At 68.5% G+C, this 20,093-nt stretch carries 20 protein-coding genes; 6 read left to right on the top strand and 14 right to left on the bottom strand.

The features are described 5' to 3' along the window. Positions 1-296: 296 nt before the first annotated feature. From ruvA to DVS28_RS27425, 7 genes are all read right to left on the bottom strand, one after another. Positions 297-860 (bottom strand): Holliday junction branch migration protein RuvA, encoded by a 564-nt coding sequence (ruvA, locus tag DVS28_RS27450; RefSeq protein ID WP_114594821.1) that lies wholly within the window; start codon positions 858-860, stop codon positions 297-299. Further along, entirely contained in the window at positions 857-1,198 is a 342-nt protein-coding gene (locus tag DVS28_RS27445; protein ID WP_114594820.1) for a hypothetical protein, read from the bottom strand. The genes ruvA and DVS28_RS27445 overlap by 4 nt, the downstream gene beginning before the upstream one ends. Further along, complete coding sequence (locus DVS28_RS28990) at positions 1,195-1,341, bottom strand: hypothetical protein (RefSeq protein ID WP_164711196.1); 147 nt, start codon at positions 1,339-1,341, stop codon at positions 1,195-1,197. Before DVS28_RS28990 ends, DVS28_RS27445 begins: the two co-directional genes overlap by 4 nt. 36 nt (positions 1,342-1,377) lie before the next feature. Beyond that, positions 1,378-3,339, bottom strand: coding sequence for a helicase HerA domain-containing protein (locus DVS28_RS27440; protein ID WP_114594819.1), 1,962 nt, complete (start codon positions 3,337-3,339; stop codon positions 1,378-1,380). Beyond that, entirely contained in the window at positions 3,336-4,493 is a 1,158-nt protein-coding gene (locus DVS28_RS27435; RefSeq protein WP_114594818.1) for a hypothetical protein, read from the bottom strand. Before DVS28_RS27435 ends, DVS28_RS27440 begins: the two co-directional genes overlap by 4 nt. Positions 4,494-4,507: 14 nt before the next feature. Further along, positions 4,508-4,813: a hypothetical protein gene (locus DVS28_RS27430; protein ID WP_114594817.1), complete on the bottom strand. Its 306-nt coding sequence runs from the start codon at positions 4,811-4,813 to the stop codon at positions 4,508-4,510. A gap of 66 nt (positions 4,814-4,879) precedes the next feature. Continuing rightward, the gene (locus DVS28_RS27425; protein WP_164711195.1) at positions 4,880-5,278 is read right to left on the bottom strand and encodes a hypothetical protein; all 399 of its coding nucleotides are present in this window, start codon (positions 5,276-5,278) and stop codon (positions 4,880-4,882) included. Positions 5,279-5,871: 593 nt separating this feature from the next. Between DVS28_RS27425 and DVS28_RS27415 the strand changes: the two genes are divergently transcribed. Further along, a complete protein-coding gene (locus tag DVS28_RS27415) occupies positions 5,872-6,291 on the top strand; it encodes a restriction endonuclease (protein WP_245973678.1) in 420 nt (139 codons plus the stop codon). A gap of 44 nt (positions 6,292-6,335) precedes the next feature. On the opposite strand, the gene DVS28_RS28985 is transcribed toward DVS28_RS27415, so the two are convergent. Continuing rightward, a complete protein-coding gene (locus DVS28_RS28985) occupies positions 6,336-6,509 on the bottom strand; it encodes a hypothetical protein (protein WP_164711194.1) in 174 nt (57 codons plus the stop codon). Between the two features lie 171 nt (positions 6,510-6,680). On the opposite strand from DVS28_RS28985, the gene DVS28_RS28980 reads away from it, so the two are divergent. Continuing rightward, on the top strand, positions 6,681-6,917 hold the full coding sequence (locus DVS28_RS28980; RefSeq protein WP_164711193.1) for a hypothetical protein: 237 nt from the start codon (positions 6,681-6,683) through the stop codon (positions 6,915-6,917). 68 nt (positions 6,918-6,985) lie between these two features. Here DVS28_RS28980 and DVS28_RS28975 read toward each other — a convergent pair whose 3' ends face one another. Beyond that, positions 6,986-7,138 (bottom strand): hypothetical protein, encoded by a 153-nt coding sequence (locus DVS28_RS28975; protein WP_164711192.1) that lies wholly within the window; start codon positions 7,136-7,138, stop codon positions 6,986-6,988. Positions 7,139-7,900: 762 nt separating this feature from the next. Further along, positions 7,901-8,533, bottom strand: coding sequence for a MerR family transcriptional regulator (locus tag DVS28_RS27405; protein WP_164711191.1), 633 nt, complete (start codon positions 8,531-8,533; stop codon positions 7,901-7,903). 153 nt (positions 8,534-8,686) lie between these two features. On the opposite strand from DVS28_RS27405, the gene DVS28_RS27400 reads away from it, so the two are divergent. From DVS28_RS27400 to DVS28_RS27390, 3 genes are all read left to right on the top strand, one after another. After that, positions 8,687-9,499, top strand: coding sequence for a hypothetical protein (locus DVS28_RS27400; RefSeq protein WP_114594811.1), 813 nt, complete (start codon positions 8,687-8,689; stop codon positions 9,497-9,499). Between the two features lie 113 nt (positions 9,500-9,612). Next, the gene (locus DVS28_RS27395) at positions 9,613-11,370 is read left to right on the top strand and encodes an EAL domain-containing protein (protein WP_114594810.1); all 1,758 of its coding nucleotides are present in this window, start codon (positions 9,613-9,615) and stop codon (positions 11,368-11,370) included. Between the two features lie 131 nt (positions 11,371-11,501). Further along, positions 11,502-12,443, top strand: coding sequence for a 5'-3' exonuclease (locus tag DVS28_RS27390; protein ID WP_164711190.1), 942 nt, complete (start codon positions 11,502-11,504; stop codon positions 12,441-12,443). Here the strand turns inward: DVS28_RS27390 and DVS28_RS27385 are convergent. Continuing rightward, the gene (locus DVS28_RS27385) at positions 12,440-12,778 is read right to left on the bottom strand and encodes a hypothetical protein (protein WP_114594808.1); all 339 of its coding nucleotides are present in this window, start codon (positions 12,776-12,778) and stop codon (positions 12,440-12,442) included. The genes DVS28_RS27390 and DVS28_RS27385 overlap by 4 nt on opposite strands. 83 nt (positions 12,779-12,861) lie before the next feature. Between DVS28_RS27385 and DVS28_RS27380 the strand changes: the two genes are divergently transcribed. Continuing rightward, complete coding sequence (locus tag DVS28_RS27380; RefSeq protein WP_114594807.1) at positions 12,862-14,175, top strand: hypothetical protein; 1,314 nt, start codon at positions 12,862-12,864, stop codon at positions 14,173-14,175. Between the two features lie 63 nt (positions 14,176-14,238). Here DVS28_RS27380 and DVS28_RS27375 read toward each other — a convergent pair whose 3' ends face one another. The 3 genes from DVS28_RS27375 to DVS28_RS27365 all read right to left on the bottom strand — a co-directional run bounded on the left by DVS28_RS27375 (position 14,239) and on the right by DVS28_RS27365 (position 20,071). Next, a complete protein-coding gene (locus tag DVS28_RS27375) occupies positions 14,239-16,425 on the bottom strand; it encodes a hypothetical protein (RefSeq protein ID WP_114594806.1) in 2,187 nt (728 codons plus the stop codon). A 428-nt stretch (positions 16,426-16,853) separates the two neighbouring features. Continuing rightward, entirely contained in the window at positions 16,854-17,588 is a 735-nt protein-coding gene (locus tag DVS28_RS27370) for a hypothetical protein (protein ID WP_114594805.1), read from the bottom strand. A 245-nt stretch (positions 17,589-17,833) separates the two neighbouring features. After that, a complete protein-coding gene (locus DVS28_RS27365; protein ID WP_114594804.1) occupies positions 17,834-20,071 on the bottom strand; it encodes a hypothetical protein in 2,238 nt (745 codons plus the stop codon). Positions 20,072-20,093: the final 22 nt, after the last annotated feature.

Raw genomic sequence — 20,093 nt, 5'->3', positions numbered from 1 at the left:
TCCGGCCCGCCCGGATCGTCCGGGTTCGTTGGACGATGCTGGACGATGCGGTAAGGTTCTCGATGTCGGTCACCCCCTCGGGGGTGTCGGATGTCAGCCACAGACGTTCTCCAAACCGAAGTGCGCAGACGCAAGCCAGTTGCGATGCCGCCCCTCCACCCAGCAGATCTCGCCAAAGAACAGGCTGGGTAGTCGGGCGGTTCTCGCATGCCTTGAGCCAGTTGTGTCAGCCATCGAACCACACCAACTGGATTACACGACGGGATTTCCGGCGGAAACGATGCAGGCGTTCCCGTTCAGAGGCCGGCCGACAACGCCGACGCCACGATCGCCTCGACGGTCTCGCCGTTGGCGCCATCGACCATCCTGCGGGCCTCCACCGGCTTGTAGCCCAATGACTGCAACGCGCTGATCGCATCGGCGCGGACCGTCGCTGCCGACTGCTTGCCCGAAGCCTGGGTGGTGTCGTCCAGGCCCTCCGGCGGGTTGGCTCGCAACTCGAACATGATCTTGCGGGCCGATTTGACCCCGATCCCTGGGACGGCGGTCAACGCCGATACGTCATCGGCGGCGACCGCCGCAGCCAGACCCGCAGCACCCACGGTGGTCAATGCCGCCATGGCGGTCTTGGGGCCGACACCCTGCAATCCGAGCATGGCAACGAACAGGTCACGGTCGGCGGCGGTGGGGAACCCGTACAGGTCCATGGCGTCCTCGCGGACCACGGTGTGGACGTGCACGACCGCATCGCCCTCGGCCCAGTCGTAGCCCGAGTGCACCAAGTAGCCGACCCCGCCGACATCCACGATGGTTCGGTCGGGACCAGCAGGTTCGACCGTGCCGCGCAACCGAAAGATCATGGCGTGACCGCCACCGGCAGCCAGGCCTCCCGGATGGGTCCTACGACCGGTTCGTGAACCGTGCCAGAGGGGAGGTCGGCCAGTTCCCGGACGTCGGCTGCCGGGTCGGCGTACAGGCTGCGGAGTCGGGCTGGGTCCACAAGTGCTCCGCCGGTCACGTCGGGCCCGATCGGCACCGTCAGGTACAGCCAGGACCCGCCATCGATCTCGTCGACGGCCAGGGCGGCCCAGCGCCCCGTGCGGCTGGTGATGATGCCGAGCATCATCTCGCAGTCATGGACGACGAGTGGGGCAACGGATGCGTCGTCACCGAAGGGGGAGAGCGGGAAGTGGGTCACCGGTTGCCTCTGACCGGGACGCAAGGCCATGCCGCCTTGTCGTAGGTGACGGCATGGTCGCGGTTGGAGCAGCCGCACCGCGACCGCAGGTTCGGGGTCACGGCCAGCGATCGGCCGGGCAGCGGTGTGGCGGTGCGGCTCATGGCATCCAGTGTCATTCCCCTTGCCGACATCCCGGCTCAGAACGGGAACGGTTCGGGGTCGACGAGGTCGTCGAACGCATCGTCGTCATCGACGGCGTCTGTCTCGACCGGGGCCGGCTTGCCGCCGGCCGGACCGGACGTGGCGCCCTTGATGGCTGATCGGGGGATCCACGGGTTGGCGTCAACGAACTGCTCAAAGGACGTGAACGCCGACAGGTAGAGAGGGGCGTTGGACATCGACAGTGGGCTGACGCCACCGAGGATCATGAAGTTGAACTCGCCGGTGGACCGGGGTGAGGGGAACGACCGGTACAGACGGCCTGAGTCCTTGCCCTCCGACGGGAGGTACTCCTTCACCATCGACATCGACGCGCCGCCGAGCCCGTAGCCGATGATCCGGAACCCGGAGGAGAGTTGGGTCCACACACCCAGGTCGAGGTCCTTGGGTTCCTGCAAAATGTAGTTGAAGCCAACGCCCATTTTGCGCATCTCCTTGGCGTAGCGGGACAGCGACTTGGCCAGTCGTGCGACGTCGTCGTTGTCGGGCTGGCGGGGCGCGTACCTTGCGGCCTCGTCGAACAGCACCATGGTGTTGAGCAGCCGAGCCCTGCCCGTCTCCTGGTCGATCGTGGGGGTCTGAAAGCGCCGTTCGGCTTCCTTCTCCAAGCGGTGCATCAGATGGCCGAGCAGCAGGGCCTTGGTGTCGTCGCCACCGAGACGTTCGCGCATGTCGATGTCCATCGTCGGGTCCTCCGGGACCATATTGAGGATGACCATGCCGCGCGGCAGTCCGGGGTTGCGGGCGAACAGATGGGCGAACAGGTCCTTCTCCGCGACCTTGCCGCGGCCCGGACGAAACAGCCCCAGAACGGCACGCAGCGACGGCAGCAGGTCGCAGCCGGACCCGTCGCCGGTGTGCAGGTCGGTGCGGTGCAGCTCGATCTTGGCGCGGAAGTTCTCGGCGCTGGACTCCGAGGAGTAGATGAACGGCACCGCGGCCTCGAACCGGTCGAGGATCGCCTCGAGCAGCACCTTCGGATCGGCAGTTGTCCAGTCCTCCCCGTCGGCACCGACCTGGTCCAGGGCCTTCTTGACCTGCTCGATCGCGTGGCCGACGTTGTCGTTGTTCTGGGTGAACAGGTAGGGGGTGAAGAACTTGGTCTTGCCGAGCAACCGGGAGAACAGGTCCTTGTTCTTGTCGAGCTGGACGTCGCCGAGGAGGGACGCGGCCTTGACCTGGCGTCCCATGCCGGAGGCGAACCCTTGCAACGAGAAGACGAGGCCCTGCTCGTTGGTGAACTGGCCCTGCGGGTCGATCACGAGGACGCCGAGGTCGTCGTGTCGCATCTGCGCGGCCGTGAAGTAGGTCGCAAGCGCCGACTTGCCAGCTCCCGAACTGCCGAAGAACCCTGCATGGCTCGAACCAAGCGGGGTGTCGTAGTGGTCGGTGTTCATCGGCAACGGCAGGCCGGGCATCCGGTAGATGTCACCGAGGGCGTACACCGATGCGCCGCCAGCGGCGTCGGCGATGTCGGCTAGGTCGTCCTCCCCGAGGCGGTCGACGATGGTGCCGGTGCGCGGCGAGGTCGACAGGGCCGACCCTTTGGGGGTGACCTGTCCGTCGACATCGCGTTGGTAGACGGCCTGTACGTCCACGACGGCTTGGAGCACATCGGCGCCACCGGGGGACCGTTCGAGGCTGACGAGGTTGGTGACCATCCCGACGGTGGCGATCTGCTCGTGCGCGGCGTTGCGGGTCTCGACGTCCTCGACCACGCCGAGGCCCAGTTCGGTGTCGCCGGACGGGAAGTCCTTGCGGACCACGACCATCGATCCGACCAAGCCCTGTTCGTCAGCGTCACGGGTCAGCGACACGTGGACCCGGTTGGTGGACGACCGGGAGCCGATCACTCCGACGCGGCCGGGGACCATGTCCGGAGCGCGGCGGCCGGTGCTGGCGGGGGGTTGGGTGGTGGGGCTGTCGAGAAGGTCGGTCACGTGGGCGCTCCGGCAGTGGCGGTTCGGGAGGACAGGACGAAGTAGCGGACCCAGTCGTCGCCGTGTTCAGCGACCTCACGGACGATCTCGCCGTGGAGGGTGTCGCAGGCCGCCATGGCCGCCTTGGCGTGGGCGTCGGCCTTGAACTGGCAGACCGGTTCTTGGGCGTGCATGGCAACGGTGTCGTCGGCAAGGGTCCGGGCTGCATGGGCGACCTGGGCGTCGGTGGCGGTGCGCTTGTACTCGACCTTCAGCGCGGTCACGGCGTCATCAGGCATGACGTAGGTCAGACCGATCCCGGCGGTCGACCCTTCGGCGGCCGCGTCGCGCAGCGGCGCGATGGCCGTGTCGAGCGCGCCCGCGACCGCTTTGGCCCGACCGGTGAGCTCGGGGTGGGCGATCCGCAACTGCGACCATGACTTCGGGGCCGGCGACGGACGGGTCATCTCTCCCGGTTCCAGCAGCATCGCAGCCAGGACCTTGTCGCCGCCGACGAGTGCCTGCTGGAGGTCCGTTGGCAGGTTGACCGGGTCAGCGGCGACGATCTTGGCGAACGCGTCGGTGGCGTCTGACTTCGGGGAGGCGATGATCCGGGCGTCGGTGCACACCTTTGTGAGCGCCTGCGGGATGTCCCACCGGTCGATCAGGTCCACGAGTTCGGAGAGCAGCGGCCCGGCGGAGCGGAGTGCGGACGCGAGAGCGAGCACGAAGGTCTGGTGGGACCCGTCGATGAGGACGTGGTCGTGTGGCTGCTCTGCGAGGAGGCGCAGTTCGGCGCAGGCCATCGCTGCTGAAGCGACACGGGACGGGTCGGTGGTGTGCCCGACCCCGAGGTGGGTCCACGACCTCGTCTCGGCCCCCTCGGGGATGCGGCCGGTCGGCCGGCCCCCTTCAAGGGCAACGGCGGCGGTGACGATCAGGTCGCCGGCGTACAGGCCCTTGACCGCCGTACCACCGTCAACACAGACGATGTCGGTGCTACCCGGTTCGTCGGGGAGTGGGCGGATGAACCCAGAGTCGAGCAGACGTCCGCGGATCTCGTACCGGTCTGCGGACATGCGCACGAACGCACTCCGAGCCCTCGCCACATGGGCGGGGGCCGAAGCGAGGATCTGGGCGACGACGTCACCGTCGTCGGCGGCTGCTGGCTTCAACGGGGGACCTCCCGTCAGGCGGCCTCCTCCAAGGAGGTCTGGCCCGACGTCGTGGGCTGTGCTGCCGGCTTGGCCTTCAGCAGGGCGGTCAGGTGCTCCCTGAGGGTGGTCACGGCGTTGCCGGCCGGGGTGGCGAGCTTGGGGTCGGAGAGCAGGTCAAGGCCGATCATTCCGGCCTGGGCGGCGCTGAAGTCGAACTTGCCGTCGTCGTCGGCAGCAACGGCGCGGAGCGTTCCACCGTCATCGCTGAAGTAGGCACGCGCGCCATCGGGGCCGTTGACGACGACGTAGCTGGTGGGGATGTCGGGGGTGGCGCTCATCTGGTCTCCTGAAAGCAAGGCAAACAACTGCTAGCAACCGTAGCCACTGGGTGTGACACCCAGTTGTCAGCCGGATTCCCCGGGGCCGACGTCAAGCGGGGCTTCGTCTGGGTCAACGGCTTCGCAGGGCCCCAGTTCCCCACCACCGTCGGCAACGAGGTTGCCGTCGATGTCAAACACCAGAACGGGGACATCGGCTGCGATCTGGTCGGCAGAGACGGCCCGTTGACACAACTGCACTGCTTCGGCGGGCGGCGCGTCGGCCGCGAGGGCGGTGAGGAACGACACCCCGACGAAGGCGTCGGCGAGAAGGGGGACGCCCTCACCGAGCCATTCGGCGACCACGTCGGGGCCGAACCGTTCCAGTTGCGGGTTCGCAGGAAGTGGCGCGGACGCGACCGTCGGCTCGGTGGCCGGAACCGTCGGGTCGGTGGTGGCAGAGTCCCGGTCGCCGATCAGCAGCAAGACCCCGGCCACGACGGCAAGCAGGATCATCGTTGAACCGGCGATGACCAAGGGCCGTCTGTTCGGGGGATGTTCTGGCATCGCCTTGATGGTCGCAGACCATGAGGACTACGACGCCTGACGTTGTTGGGTGAACCGCGAACGCGACACATGAAGGGACCGCGCGATATGGCAGCCAGGACCGTGGTGTGCGGCAAGACCCTCATCGATGGCCGCACCTGCCGTCGCAAGCACCAGCCGGGCAGGCCGTGCGGTGCCAAGCATCGAGTCGTCATCGGTGAAGGCCGCGTCGCCCCGCAGATCGCGTCCTTCGGAGGAGACGCCAGAAGGGTGAGGGCCTTCCATCGCCTCGTGGCGCTGACCGACCCGATCACGGGACGTGTGGCACGGCCGATCAAGATCTACCCCTCGGGTCCCTTCCGTCGACTCTATGACGGGATCCGGGAACGGGTCGAACGGTGACCCGGGGTCGCCGTCGGCGGGCGAGGGGGCGCCTTGCGGCTTCCGAGATCGGCATCGTTGCCTTCTCCGGCTACGCGGCCTGGACCAACCCTGATTGGCGTCCTTGGATCGTCGTCGTGGCCGCCGGGTGCATGGTGGCAGCGTTGCTGTGGGCCGCCGGACGCCATCGCTGCGGGAGGTGGGCACGAACGGGGCAGGGTCTGTATCGACTGACCCCGACCGAGTTCGAGGAGGCGGTAGCTGACATCCTCCGTTGCAACGGATGGAAGGACGTCAAGGTCCAAGGGGGTGCAGGAGACCGTGGTGCTGACGTGATCGGAACAGACCCGGACGGCCGACGGGTGGTCGTCCAGGCGAAGCGGTACGCCGCCTCCAACAAGGTCGGCAGCCAGGACGTCCAAGTGCTGATCGGCAGCCAGCGGATCCATGGAGCCGAAAGGGCCATGATCGTCACGACCTCGGGGTACACCGCCGCAGCCGTGGAGCTCGCTGACGAGTTCGGTGACGTCGACCTGATCGACGGGCGGGCATTGGGGCGAATGGCCGCCTGACCGTGGTCTGTGTCTCGTCCTTCAGGCCGGGTAGGGGGGTCGGTTCAGGACGTGGCGTACAGCATCGGGGCGCGGCCGGGTCCGTCGTGATCGGGATCCTGTCCCTTCTCCACGACGCTGCCGTCGTCCAACATCTCGCCGATCGTCTGTCGGACCGTGTGCGGTGACGCGCCGGTGAGGTCGATCAGGGCGGCTGCGGTGAACGGGTCAGGTGGCACCGAACCCTTGATCTGGGCCCTGGTGACTCGGGTGCGCGTCCCTGTTGGTTTCGCCGGGGCCTTTCGGGACGTGGGTCGCGCTGCTTCGGTGTTCCTCGGGACGCGCATGCCGGCTCGCCGCAACACCGTCGCTGGGACACCTTCTGCGACGAATGCCGCCGCTCCGATGCTGTGCTCCTGGGCCCACGTGGCGACAACCTCGACAAAGGCCTCCTCCGCTGCCGCCACATCCGGTTCATTGGCGTCAAGGAGTGCCTGTCGCGCGACGAGACGTTCGATCGGATCGGTGAGTTCCGACAGTTCATCGGTGAGCCGCTCGATGGCATCGTTGTCGATCAGGGATGCCGGGTCGCCTACAGCCATGAGGTAGCGGCGAACGGCTCGTTCGGGTTCGTTGTTCATGTGTGATGAGTCCTCCTGCGGGCGAGCAACCGTGAACCCTAATCCAGCCGTGCCGAAGGGAGCCGGTAGGGCGGTCAGCGGCGGAAACGGGAAGCGCTGACGGCTGCGACGATGGCCACGACGGCGGCGGCGGCGACCTTCATCGTCGCGGGCGGGCGAGTGGTCGGACGTTGGTGCTGGACGGCTGGCAGGTGGCGAAGCGGCGGGGCGGGGTCGATCAGTTCCACTGAGGGCCGCAAGGGTTCGCCAGTGGCGACAGCACGCTCCGGACCGGCTGGGGTGGGCGAGGGAACCGCTGCCAGAGGCTGGTCGGTCGGGGCAGCGGGTGCCGGGCCGCCGCCAAGGGAGGGGCTGGCACGGGTAGCCGTCGGCGGGGCCCAGTCGAGCCGGGCTTGGGCGGGAGCCTGGCGGGGTGCGGGCGGGGGGCCGCTGAACGGGACCGACCTGCGGCGCACAGTCCTGAACCGAACGAATGCCATCCCCGCACATATGAGGCCGCCAGTTGCAACGACTACGGGTACCGCGTCCCCACTGACAGCAGCGACAAGGCTGGCGACAACCGCGACCAGAGCACACGTGGCGGCCGTCATCGCCGAGGCCTGCTCACCCATGAGTTCCTCCGCCGCACACGACCCGCAGCTCGTCCCACCAGGCGGCCTCGTACACCTCAGGCTGATGGCCTGTGCCCGCCAGCAGCGAACCGATCTCAGCGGCCACGGCAGACGACGATTTCCCAACGACCGCTTGGCGGGAACACAGCATTCGGCGGACCAGCTCGCCGGTGACCCGATGGACAGCACCCTCGCTCAACACGGAAGGGTCAAGGCCCACGTCTGCAAGTAGAGGGGCGGCAACCGACGGGGGTCCGCCAAGGTCGCCCGGTCGTCGCATCACCGCGATCCGGACGACGTCGGAGAAGTCGAACCCGCAAGGGTAACCGGGGCCGCCCGGTGCCTCGGCGACGCGACCGTCGGACTACGGGACATCTCCTAGCCCGCTCCGCCGACAACCAAGCTCAAGCCGTCGCCGGAAGGGGAAGGACCAGGTCCGGTTATCGCCGTCACCGCCGACAACGCCTCCGCGGCAACATCATCCAACTCCAACGCCATCGAGAGTTGCCCCGACGCCGTGACCGGGCCGTCCACGTCATCGTTGATGACCACCACCTCCCCGCCCGCGACCACGAACCTGGTCGGCTGCTCCCAGTCGACGGTCCCGAAGGCCGCCTGCACGGAACCCAGTGCCACACCCGCAGTCCGCAGTCGCGCCGCTGCGCGGCACCGGACCACATCGCCGAACGTCCAGCGGCGCGGCCGACCTGGGAACCACGCAGAACGAGGAGCCAGCCCGTTGCCTGCCCAGCGACGGATCGTTGAGACCGACACGCCCGCAACCGTTGCGGCCACGGGTCCCGTGAGCGCAGCGGACCACACCGCGAACAGCCTCTCGCGAGGACCGAACCCGTTGAACACCGGATCGCCGATCAGTTCGCCGACGTCGGCAGCGGACACGACGGGACGACCCATGCCATCTGGGCTGATCACCGGCACCGAAGGCATCCCGATCACGCCGGTAGCGCACCCGTCAGACCGCGCGCGCCACGCAGCGGCCACGGCGGCCAAGTCGATCTGGTCATACCGGGAACCCATGCCAAGAGGCAGTCTGGCAGACACCCAACTGCTAGATGATCAACCACTACGGCTGCTGTTGGACAGACACGATATGGGACTCGCCCCGGGGATCGGTCGTCGTCATGCCGGTCGACCGTCCAAGTCATGAGCGAACTCGTCAGGCGTCGCGACGCGGGATCCCCGGCCCGGCCCGGTGGATCGCATCGTGCGGCGCTGACCGACGACCGCTGCTCGGTTGCGCTCACCTACTCAGCAGCATCCCCCAAGCTGGCAGACCTCGAGGGCCTGATGGCCCTCATCGGCCAGGCACCGGTGCTCGATGGACTGGGGAGCATCCGCGGGTCGGTCGGGACCGAACCGCGCGTGCGACGCAACAAGGCCACCGGCGACTGCCGTGAGGAGGGAGTGTGCCTGGTCGTCGGTGAGTCCGGCGTCGCACGGTTCGTCGTGTCACGACCGGTGCAAGTTCGCGAGGCAGGCGGGAGGACCGTGGCGAAGGCCACCGGTCCATGGGTCGCCGCGCAGGACGGTTTGTGGGCGGTGCGCAACCCCAAGCAGACCGCGATCGCATCGGCGCCGGCCGCCACGCAGGCGGGAGGTTCGTCCGCCGGCGCGGATGCAGCTGCGAACCTCGACCCGGCGGAGGAGTTCCTAGCCCTGCCCGAACAAGCCCGGACCCTCATCGAGGGAAGGGTTCCGTTCGGCACCGCAGACACCGCAATCAACCGTGCGATCCACTACAGCGACGGGACCGAGCACCTCACCACACTGCGCATCGGGGTTGGAAGGGTGGTGCTCGCCGTGGCGGTCCGTCCCCACGACGGCCTGAGCGGCGCCGGTCCTTTCACGGTCAACCTCTTCACCGGTGACCTCACCACGGTCGGCCAGCTCGATTCGGGACGCTCGACGGGTGGTCGTGTCGGCCGACCCAATGAACGGCCGGCGGTCGGGGGTTGAGTCTTCGGAATGTCCTTGTGTGACAACGATTCGGTCAGGCACCCCTGCGCACCGCCGATACGCACGAAGGTGCAGCACTTGGTTGCCGCCGGCCGACCACACCCTCCGGAGCCATGCCCTTCCTGATCCTTCCCCTGACCTTGGCGCTCATCGGCATCGAGTGGCTCGTGCACAGCCCGACCGCGCGCCGATGGTCGCCGGGCGCGATCGTGGCGGCCCTGCTCGCTGCCACAGCAGGGCCGGCAGGAGCCGCGATCGCCGTTGCCGTGCCGATAGCGTTCGCCCGCCACCACCGACCAGGCGTCGCGCTACCGCACATCGCGACCAGTGCCACAGCTGCAATGGTGGCAACCGGCATCCTCGCGCTCGGCCCCAACGACCAGGCCGTCCTGGCCGGTGTGGCCGCTGCCGCCGCCGTCGCCATCCTGTCGGGCTCCGTGCGGGTCCGCGGCACCTGCGATGCCGCCGTCGTGCTGGCAGGACCGTTCGTTGGGTACGTCTCCGCAGCCTCGATTGGCACGGCCTCCGGCATCGGGGAAGTTGCGGCCATGGCCATCGTGGGCGCGGTCGTCGCCGCGGTCGCTGAGACCGAGCGGCGCCGAACGGCCAACAGTCGCCACCCCGGCAGCGGTCTGGTGCTCCAAACCACCGCCGTCCGCAAGGCGGCCTCGACCATCACGGCTGCCGCCACGGTCCATCTGGGACGGATGGTTGAGGTGACCGCGATCCTCTCCCAAGAACTGGTCGCCGACCTGCTCTCTGAGATCGGGACCCGCACCGGCCCCCAGGGCGCACTGCACGGCACAGAGGAAACCCTTGTGCTGCTCCCCGACAACGGTGAGGGCCACCTCGACGTGCAGCGGCGAGCAATGAAGGTGGCGGAAGCACTCCGGGTGCCCTTCCGACTTGGGGACCTCTCAGTAGCACTGGTGCCGGCGGTCGGCATCGTCTTCGGGGAAGCCGAACCCTCACAGATGATCCGCCGATCCAATGAGGCTGCCGCACGGGCGAGGACCACCCCGGGCCTGATGTGGGTCGACCGGGGCGAGCGCAACGGCCAAGCCGTTGACGACCTGCGGTTGATTGCGAACCTGACCGACGCCCTCGACCGTGGCGGAATCGACGTTGCCTACCAACCGATCGTCGAGAGGCACGGCAGGACCGTGGCGGTGGAAGCCCTTGCGCGGTGGGAGCACCCGACCCGCGGTGCCATACCTCCGGACCAGTTCATCGAACTCGCCCGGCGGTCCGGCAACATTCTCAGGCTCACTCGACAGGTGTTCGACACGACTCTCTCCGACCTTGACCGTTGGCACGCCCAGGGACACGACATCTGGGCTCAGGTCAACATCGACGCGTCCCTGCTGCGCGACCCAGGGTTCTTCAACTTCGTCGCTGAACGAATCGAGCGGGCAGCAGTGCCACCCTCCGCCCTCGTGCTCGAGGTCACCGAAGCCGAAGCACTCGCCCTGGATTCCGAACGAGTCCTCTTCGAGCTCCGGGAACTCGGGCTGCGGATCTCCATGGACGACTTCGGTGCCGGCTACTCCTCGCTGACGCGGATCCGCAAGATGCCCATCGACCAGTTGAAGGTCGACAAGGCATTCGTCGGCGACATCGCACACGACGAGCAATCCCGGATCATCCTGATCGCCACACTTCGCATCGCCGGCGCGCTCGGTATCCAGTCGGTGTGCGAAGGGGTGGAGACCGCCGCCCAGGCCGATCTTCTCCGCGACTTCGGGGTCCACCTCCAACAGGGATACCTGCACGGACGCCCTGTCCCGGCCCACGCCATCACCCGACTCCTCACCGACGGCCAGACGGCAGTGCCCGCAGAGTCGGCACCCACGCCCACCATGGTGCTCTGATGCACACACCCACGCTGTTCGACAACCCCCAGTCGGCGTCGTCCGCGACGCCCCCACCGGCACCGACGCCACGCCCGGATGCGACACCCGCGCCACCGCCCGTCCCAGCGTTTGCAGACGAGGGAGACACGGTGCTTGCAGTCGATGGCAACAGCCTCACCCACAGGGCCTGGTGGGGGTACGCCGAACGGCGGAACACCGACCCAGTCACAGCCGGCCTCTACGGACTCCTGGCCCTCATGGCAGGAGTGGCCGACATCGTGCGGGCCGACCGAGTCGTCATCGGGTTCGACTGCCGGCAGCGATCCGTCCGCAAGGAAGCGTTCGCCCCCTACAAGGCCGGCAGATCAGAGAAGCCAGAAGGACTCGACCGTCTACTGGACGCCGCGCCGGAGTTCCTCGCCGCCAACGACGGCTTGGCCGGCCACGTGGTGGTCCACCCCGGATGGGAGGCCGATGACGTTTGCGGTTCGACCGCGAAGGCGGCGGCGAACGCCGGCATGAACTGCGTCATTGCGACCTCCGACAAGGACGCCTTCGGTCTGGTCACACCCACCACACGGGTGCTCCGGATGAAGTCGGGCCTGCACGCAGCCGAGCTGCTGGATGCCGAGGGGATCAAGCGGACAACCGGGGTGGCACCCGACCAGTACACCGACTACGCAGCGCTCAGGGGCGACAAGAGCGACAATCTCAACGGCGTCCCCGGCATCGGCAAGAAGACCGCCGTCACTCTGCTCGCCGCCTTCCCCTCCATCGAGCAGGCGGTGGCCGACCCGATCCGCTGCCGGTCGGTCATCGGCCGCAAACGCGCCGATGACCTGATAGACGACTGGGAGTCCTCCGACTCCCTGACCCGTCGCAACCAACGGCTGATGACCATCAGGGACGACATCCCGATCGACCTCGACGCGGCGCGCCCGACCGCAGACCCCTACACCGTGGAACAATCGCTCCGCGACGCCGGGTTGGGCAAGCTCGTCAGTCGCCTGCTGCTGGTGTTCGCACAACCACAGCCGACTCTGCTCGATCAGGCCCCGCCGCTCACCGACGCAGACGCCCCTTGGGCCTAACCGTCCACCTGCGGAGGGGGGTCAACGAAGACGATCTCCCGTCGCGGCATCAGGATCAGCCAGACGGCAACCCCGCCGAACAGCAGCGCCGCCCACGGCGCCCCGGTCGACACCCACTCCTCGGGGAGTGCGGACCTGGCTACCTCCACGGACCCGACCCACACCAAGTAGCAGCCAAACACCCGGACCACGGCTGACACGGGAAGGAGCTTTCGGGTACGAGGCTTGTGGTGCACCAGCAGGAGCGCTCCAACCGCCGAGACCAGGACCCACCCCACCATCGGGTTGGCGGCCAGCGTCGACCGGACCTCCTGAACGACCTCGGTGATCTCCATGCCGATGACGGTCGACGGCCCGGCTCCGTCCGGAGCGACCCGCGCCGAGCCTCGCCCCGGGTCGAGGCGGGAATGACCACGTCATGGCAACGAGACCGTGCAACCAACCCCTCAAGGACGGCAGTCGATGCTCCAAGCGCATCGGCATCAAGGGCCGCTGCGGTGCCGAGCACGCACCGGCCGCAGTTGCCGTTGCCACCCGCCCCGCGGCGAACGCCACGGTCATGCCCGATCCGTTCGCCACCGGATCACAACCGGCGATGCGCCCCAGCGACATCGAGGACTTCCGCCAGGCCCAAGCCGCGTCCGACGAAGTCATCGCCGCCAAGTCTCACCTGTTCGGCCGGGACCACGTCCGAGACCGCATCCGCATCGAGTGGATCGTCAACGACATCACTCCGGAACCGGACGGCTGGATCACCATCCACGGGTCCCACAACAGCCGCGGGGTGGCCTGGGGACGCTGGCCCGACACCGCCGAGACCGTCCACCCCGACACCGGCAGCTACCGGGACCCCGACGGCTTCAACCGGGCAGGATGGAAGACCGTCGGTGGGTGGCCCGGCGGTGACGCCAACGACCGGCACGACTCACCTACTCGCCGTGGACGTGATGTCCACCGCGATACCGGCACCATCTACGGGCCCGACGGTTTTGACCGGCGCGGCATTGACGCCGAGGGCTACCGGCGCGACGGCTTCCACACTCGCACCGGGTTCACCCGCGACGGCCACCACCGCAACGGCACCACACGGGACGACAAGGGCTACGACGTCCACGGTCGCGATGCGCAGGGCATCGACCGGTACGGACGGGATCCCGATGGCCACGACCGGCATGGCTGGCACTCCTCTGGAACGCATCGTGACACCGGCACCCGGTTCGGTCCGGATGGATTCGACCGCAGTGGACGCGACACCGACGGCTATGACCGGCAGGGGTTCGACCGGCTCGGCTGGGACCGGGACGGCAACCACCGGGCAAGCGGCGAACCGTACGAACCGGCCAACCGTGACGGGGACCGTTGGGGACGGCCGACCACCGCTGACCACGACGGGAGGGTGTGGGGCTATGTCCCCGGCATCGGCGGGCCGACACGCAACGGCGGAACACTCCCGATCGCCGAGTGGGCCACCGACTGGGCGCACCCGCACGCCTTCAACGACAGCGAAGGCGACCTGACGATCACCGTCACGTGCGCCGGGGACGACGGCCCCGAGCGGACCGTCTGGGACATCGAGGCCTCCTGGGAGAACGGTTCGGGCGAGTCGGCCAGATGGAGCGGCTCGATCGTCCGGCCGGCGTCTGACCCCGGTGACGTGGTGCACGCCGCCCGTCGCGACGCCCTCCGGGGAATCGAGAGCGCCGACGTGGACTACGAGGACCCTCGGTACTGACCAAAGACCCAAGATCGGCCCCGCACTGCCCTCACCGGTGCGGGGCCGATTCAACGGTCGGGATCAGCCGAGCAGACGCCGCAACGCCTTGGCTGTGCGCAACGGGTTGGCCTCCGGCACCTCGGTGCCCAGACGCTGACCTGTGGACCCCTCCACGTCGGGGGTGGGAACCATCCGTCCACCTCTGAGCGTCACGACCGGACTGGCCCCGGGAGACCAGTTGAACCAGTCATCACCCGTCACGCCGAAGCACACCACGTCACCGTCAACGTCCACATCCACCCCGAGGGACCGGAGGACCAGGCCCACAGCCGGCGGGGTCGACTGGCCGGCAACGGCGCTGCGTACAACCGTGAGCAGCTCCGCCTCGGGGACGGGCAGACCGGCAAACGTCCACTCGTCGACGTGGTTCGCCGCGACGTTCTTCGAGACGCCGCAGATGGCCTTGATGTGCTCGATGGCGATCTTCCGCTGGGTCGGGGTCAACTCATTGGCCGTGGTGGCGTAGGCCCGGTCCTGCAGCCATCCCACCGAGGAACCGCAGGCCACCCCTGCGCTGTCGAGGTGCAGGCGAACGGGTTCCCAGCCGTCATCAGCGGGCAGGTGCGGCGACTCGGTGAATACCGCGGTGGCCGCGCCGCAGTAGACGCACGGGGCAGCGTTCCGTGTCGGCTCCGACGCCCCGACGGCCGAGGTGGGGAGGGGGACGACGATTGTCTCGTCGGATTTCCTGTCCAGGTCGATCCACACCGACATCTCCACACCGGGGAAGGGGTGGTCGAGGTCGTGCTCGCCGGCAACTCCAAGGTCGCCAGCCGCCATGAACGCCCCACGCGGATCAGCGGCGGTCACGGTGCCCGAGGCCGTGGCGACCACGGAGGTGGTGATCCGGCAGCGGCCGTCCGTGAGGGCCGTCACGTCTTCGTCGTCGGTGTCGAGGTCAAGCCAGACCGTGGACCCGTCCGCTGCGGTGATCGATGTCGTCGGCATCGCCTCGAGGGCAGCCCACGCAGTGTCCTCATCGGCCGCGACGACGGACAGGACGGCGACAGGGGGGAAGGTGACACCCCAGTCGATGGTCTCGTCCGGGCCGAGGATGCGGTCATGGTCGGAGGCGTCGAAGGTGAACAGCAGTGGGAGGCCGCCGATCTGGAAGGTCCGCGCCTGGATGGCGTCGGCCACGACCCGGCGCGCCTTGCCGAGGGCACGTGCGGCGTCGGCCGCCTCGATGGTCCCGACGACGGTCGCGGTCAGCAGTGCCCGAACGTCATCGGTGCCTTCGGCGGTGGGGAGCCTCTTCACCTGCACCGGGTCGGTGTCGACGTACAGGGCCCATCCGTCACCTTCCACCGGCCCGAAGGGGCTCGAGAGTCGCCGTTCCACCTCACGGTCGAAGTCGTCCGACGGGACGGAGCCCACCGCCTGGACGGTGGGGGCGAGCACGTACCGGTAGGCGCGCGGTGGGACGTCGAGCTCGTAGTTGCCCTCGTCGGCGAGGGTGGACCATTCGTCACCGGCTACGGTGTCGAACTCGCTGATCTCGCCCAGCACGACCCCGTTGACCTCCTGGTCGTAGGTGCCCTCGGTCCCGTCGGCATCCCACATGCGATGCATGAACAGGTCGTCGTCGTGCTTGACCTCCGCGTGGATGCGTACGGGGCGCATCCCGGTGATGTCCTCCACCAGGTCGGCGTACTCAGACGCCCATGCCCGTTCGAGGTGGGCGATCCGGTCGGCCGTGGCGTTGCGCAGGGCCGCATAGGTCTCATTGTCGGGATCTTCGGCCGATCGGTAGGTCCGTTTCCACGGGTACGGCAGGTCGGGCAGGGCCACGTCGCAGTCGCCGCAGACCGTTTCGGTGCCGGGGACGTACCACCAGTCGCAGGCCGGGCAGGCGGCCATTGACCCGTCTCCGCCTCGGGCGGGCAGTCCGATGCAGGCGTCGCAGCGGCCGTCGGGGCGGACGTCCACCCGGTCGCGGCACGACAGGCACTTGCCGGGGGCGGCCGGCCCGTACACGGCGGTGCGGTCGGCTTCGATCTCGGCGTCGGTGAGGTGCTGCTGCGGGGCGTTGGCGACTGCGGTGCCGTGGGTGTGGCTGGGGTTGTCGTCGCGGTGGGCAGCCGTGTGGAGTCGGCCGAGGGCCCGTGCGTCGGCGATGGTGCCGGTGGATGCGAGTCGCACCGGGTCCATCCGGTGGGTGTCGATGAGGTGGGGGAGGAGGTCGTCGAGGGACGTGAAGGTTGGCATCGGGGGTCTCCGTCGCGGAACGTGTTCGGCGTCCCCGGTTCCGCCGAGGCCGTCCGCGTCGGTGGTGCGATGCGTGCAGGGTCTCTCGGCGACTGCCACCTGTGCTGGTTGCTTTCCCCCGTCTGGGGGCTCGTCACCTCATCGACCGTTCGCCACCGGGGGGCGGGTTGATCTCGGTGCCCCAAAGCCCGTCGAAGGCTTTGTTGCTAACAACCTTAGCACTTCGTGTTGATGGTGTCAAGCGATCTCCTGCTTGCCACCGCCCCGCGGTTGGAGTTCGGCGGAACTGGCGTCGAGTGCGGCCCATGCGGTCGTCCTTGACTGCCTCGGCGACCAACGCCGGCAGCCCGTCGGGATCGTTCCTTTCGGTGATGGTGGTGCGGCCGTTGACGTGTGGCCCACACGGGGCAGCGCAGCACCGCAGTCGGTCAGTCGGTGAGGAGCGAGGTCTCGGCAGCGTCGTAGGGGTCGAAGGCCGGCGCGGCCGCGTCGGCCGGAGCGTGGGGCGACCCAGCGTCTTCGGGCCGTCGGTGCGAAACGAGTCGTCCGGGATCCCAGCTGCCGGTGGCGACGACCCGTCCGGGACCCAGGTCAACCACCGGGACGCGGGCCTTCGCGGCTTCCAGGGCCACGTCGCACGCGACCCGCATTGAAGCGGTGAGGGCATCAGCGAGGCCTTCGTTGGTCCGGGCCTCGTGGTCGTGCTGGCCCGTGACGTCCTTGACCGCAGCGGACACGATCTCCTTCGTCTGGCGCAGCGGCGAGATCGTTCGCCGCACGGTGAAGCCGATGGCCGTGTCGCCGCCCCACGGTGTGACTGACATCGTGCCGGTGAGGTCTCCGAGAGAGGCGGTGAACTCGTGGCGGATCGCCCCGTCGGTGATCTTGGAGCGGTGCAAGCCCAGCTCGTGGGCCGGCAGCCGGGCGTCGGACAAGGTGGTCATGGCCGCATGGATCGGGCCGGTCGGGTCGCAGCGCAGGCCCACGAGTTCTGTTCCGTGCGCGATGGTCACCGAGCGCGGGATCAGCGAGAGCAGACCCGCGACCATGAAGAAGACGATGGGACCTGCGGCTGCCCAACCGGGAGAGGACAGGACGGCAAGCGGTATCCAGAGAACCCCAGTGGCCGCCGTCGTCACTGTTGCGACGAGGACGAAGCCCATGTCGCTTTTGGGTCGTGCGGGGGTCGGCATGCCCGTTACGGTCGTCCGGCAGGGGCGAGGCGTGGCTCGTTCCAGCGCGCGCCGATGTGCCCAGGCACTCCCCGGATCCGGCAAAAACGGCAGGTCGCAATGGTGTGACGAGTCGTCACACCATTGATTCGGGAGGGTTGAGAGTTGGCCGCACCCTCCGTCTAGGCAGCATGTGCGGCGGTGTGGACGCCATTCCGCGTCGACGCACGCCCGGGTCAGCGGCGGTCCTCAGGATGGGTCGCCATCACCGTCACAGTCCCGGCAGGCCCGGTAAGGACGAGCTCGACACCGTTGAGGCCAGAGGCCCACCATCCGGGTACCCGCAAGACGACGGGACCGTCGATGACGTCGCCCTCGCCAACCTCAAAGGGGGTCCCGTAGGGATCACCGATGAGGACCAACGGTGATGAACCGGCAGGGGAGAACCCATCGAGGCGTTCGCCGAGGTCCACCGGCCCATCGGTCGTGACTCGCAGCACCACGTCACCGATCGGGGCGCGTTGGCCGTCATCGGACATCGCCACGACCTGTCCGCTGCCACGGTCCAACGCAACGGTTCCGCAACGCCCCGTCGAGCAGCCCGACACGATCAGGTCCGAAGCAGGCGTACCCGTGACCCTGACACGGGCTTCAACGCTCGTCGACTCCACGATCGCCACCGACCAGCCTGCCCCGGACGCCGACATCGACATCGCACCAGAGGCGTCGGTGAGCGACCAGAACCCGACGGGCCGGTCCGACTCGACGACCCAATCAGCGGAGCCCGCAGGTGCCTGCTGGATCACACCGATGCGGAGTTCCGGCGGTGGGGGATCGGCGGTGACGATGACGGGGACGGTCGTTGAGATCGGCCCCGCACTGATCGTGACGTCTCCACGGTGCGTGCCGGACCTGATCGGACGATAGGAACAGCTGTCCTGGTCGGCAGGGCCACAATCCCGCTCCATCCCGCCGATGTCGGGCCAGTCGATCGACACGGCAGCCCAGTGCGCCGGCGGGGACATCTCGATGGCCACCACGGCCTGTGCATCGATCTCCACATGCACCGGCTTGGCAGAGACGACCGGGTCGAACAACCACCGGTTGCCCGACGCCCACGCAAGGACCTCCGCAACGTCGCCTCGCGACACCGGTACCTCGGGTGGCGCGACGGCAGGCTCGTGGGGGCCGCCGGCGGCAACGACCGCCACCGCCGCGTCGGTGCATCCGGCGGGCAGGCCCACGTCGCCGCATGAAGTGCCGAACGCATCGACGAGGGCAACCTCGGCAGCGACGGCGTACAGGTCGGCGACAGTTGCTGCGGACTCATCTGAACACGGAGGCGGCCCCAGCGGTTCGTCCGCATCATCGCCATCTGACGTGAGGATCGGGGTTGGCTCGGGCCGCCCTGGGCAACGGGGAACGGCGATGGGCCTCGCCGCGGCCGACGATGCCCCTGCAGCCAGGTCACCCCGTGCGACGCAGCCCTGCTCCAACCCCTCACCGAGGACGAACTCGCCGCGGACGAGGATCGGGGTCCAACGGTCAGAACAGTCCCCGACGGCCGCTTCGGTCCCGTCAGGAGCAGTCAGGGTCGACACCGACACCGGTTCGTTGCCGAACACGCCGGCCAACGGGTCCGCTGGCTGCCCATCGTCGACAACCGGTTGCTCCGAGGCTCCCGACCCCGCCTGCGGTTCCTCCGAAACCTGGTCGGAGGGAATCGGCTCGCCGCCAGGGACCGGCGAGACCTCCGCTGCGGGCAGGGGACCCGCTGTCTGCTGGCGGGGAACGACCTCGATCTCACCGGCCGGGTCCGCGCACACCCGCCGAGGCTGACCGGGCGGAACCTCACACGGTGGCAACCACCCGACCTCCTCGGCGTAGGCGAGGGCCCGGAGACGGTCGGTCGGGACGGCCTCTCCCGTAGCCCACCCATCGATCGGCACGTCAGCCGACCTCGGAACGGCGACCGCCCTGAACGTGCGAGCAGGCGCAGGCCGCCCCGTCACCCGAACCCGGACGGTGTGCACCCCCACCGTGCCGACCCGCAACTCCATCGGGTTGGTCGTGCGGGCCACGCCGTCCACCACCCACGTCGTCTCCTGGGCGGCACATGGAGCCGTGCCGCAGACAGCGGTGTAGACCGCCGTGTCGCCCGACGCATCCGTCCCGCCGGCCGCCAGCAGGATGTCGCCATCGGTGCTCCACGAACCCAAGGTGGCCGTCACCAAAGGCTCCGCAGGCGTGCCGCCACCCTGAACGCCAGCACTACCACCGGTCAGGTCGACGGGATCTGCGACGGGAGCGGCGGTCTCGACCGGCGGCATGGGTTCGGCAACGACACCCGCCTCATCGGTTGCTCCGCCGGACCTGAGCGACAGGGCCGCGACGACGATGCCGACGACGGCGAGAACAAGGAGTCCGTAGCGGGAGACGACGGTGCGCACGGACTGGAAGGAGAGGCGGGTCACACCAGAAATGGTCGTCCGGTAC

The sequence above is a fragment of the Euzebya pacifica genome (assembly GCF_003344865.1).
GTDB classification, from domain to species: Bacteria; Actinomycetota; Nitriliruptoria; order Euzebyales; family Euzebyaceae; genus Euzebya; species Euzebya pacifica.
Note: the sequence above shows the minus strand (reverse complement) of the source record. Positions and strands in the feature narration are given on the sequence as shown.

Coding starts and splice junctions, on each gene's coding strand:
- ruvA (WP_114594821.1), bottom strand. CDS start 860: ATGATCTTTCGGTTGCGCGGCACGGTCGAACCTGCTGGTCCCGACCGA.
- DVS28_RS28990 (WP_164711196.1), bottom strand. CDS start 1,341: ATGAGCCGCACCGCCACACCGCTGCCCGGCCGATCGCTGGCCGTGACC.
- DVS28_RS27430 (WP_114594817.1), bottom strand. CDS start 4,813: ATGAGCGCCACCCCCGACATCCCCACCAGCTACGTCGTCGTCAACGGC.
- DVS28_RS27415 (WP_245973678.1), top strand. CDS start 5,872: ATGGTGGCAGCGTTGCTGTGGGCCGCCGGACGCCATCGCTGCGGGAGG.
- DVS28_RS27400 (WP_114594811.1), top strand. CDS start 8,687: ATGAGCGAACTCGTCAGGCGTCGCGACGCGGGATCCCCGGCCCGGCCC.
- DVS28_RS27395 (WP_114594810.1), top strand. CDS start 9,613: ATGCCCTTCCTGATCCTTCCCCTGACCTTGGCGCTCATCGGCATCGAG.
- DVS28_RS27385 (WP_114594808.1), bottom strand. CDS start 12,778: ATGGAGATCACCGAGGTCGTTCAGGAGGTCCGGTCGACGCTGGCCGCC.
- DVS28_RS27380 (WP_114594807.1), top strand. CDS start 12,862: ATGGCAACGAGACCGTGCAACCAACCCCTCAAGGACGGCAGTCGATGC.
- DVS28_RS27375 (WP_114594806.1), bottom strand. CDS start 16,425: ATGCCAACCTTCACGTCCCTCGACGACCTCCTCCCCCACCTCATCGAC.
- DVS28_RS27370 (WP_114594805.1), bottom strand. CDS start 17,588: ATGGGCTTCGTCCTCGTCGCAACAGTGACGACGGCGGCCACTGGGGTT.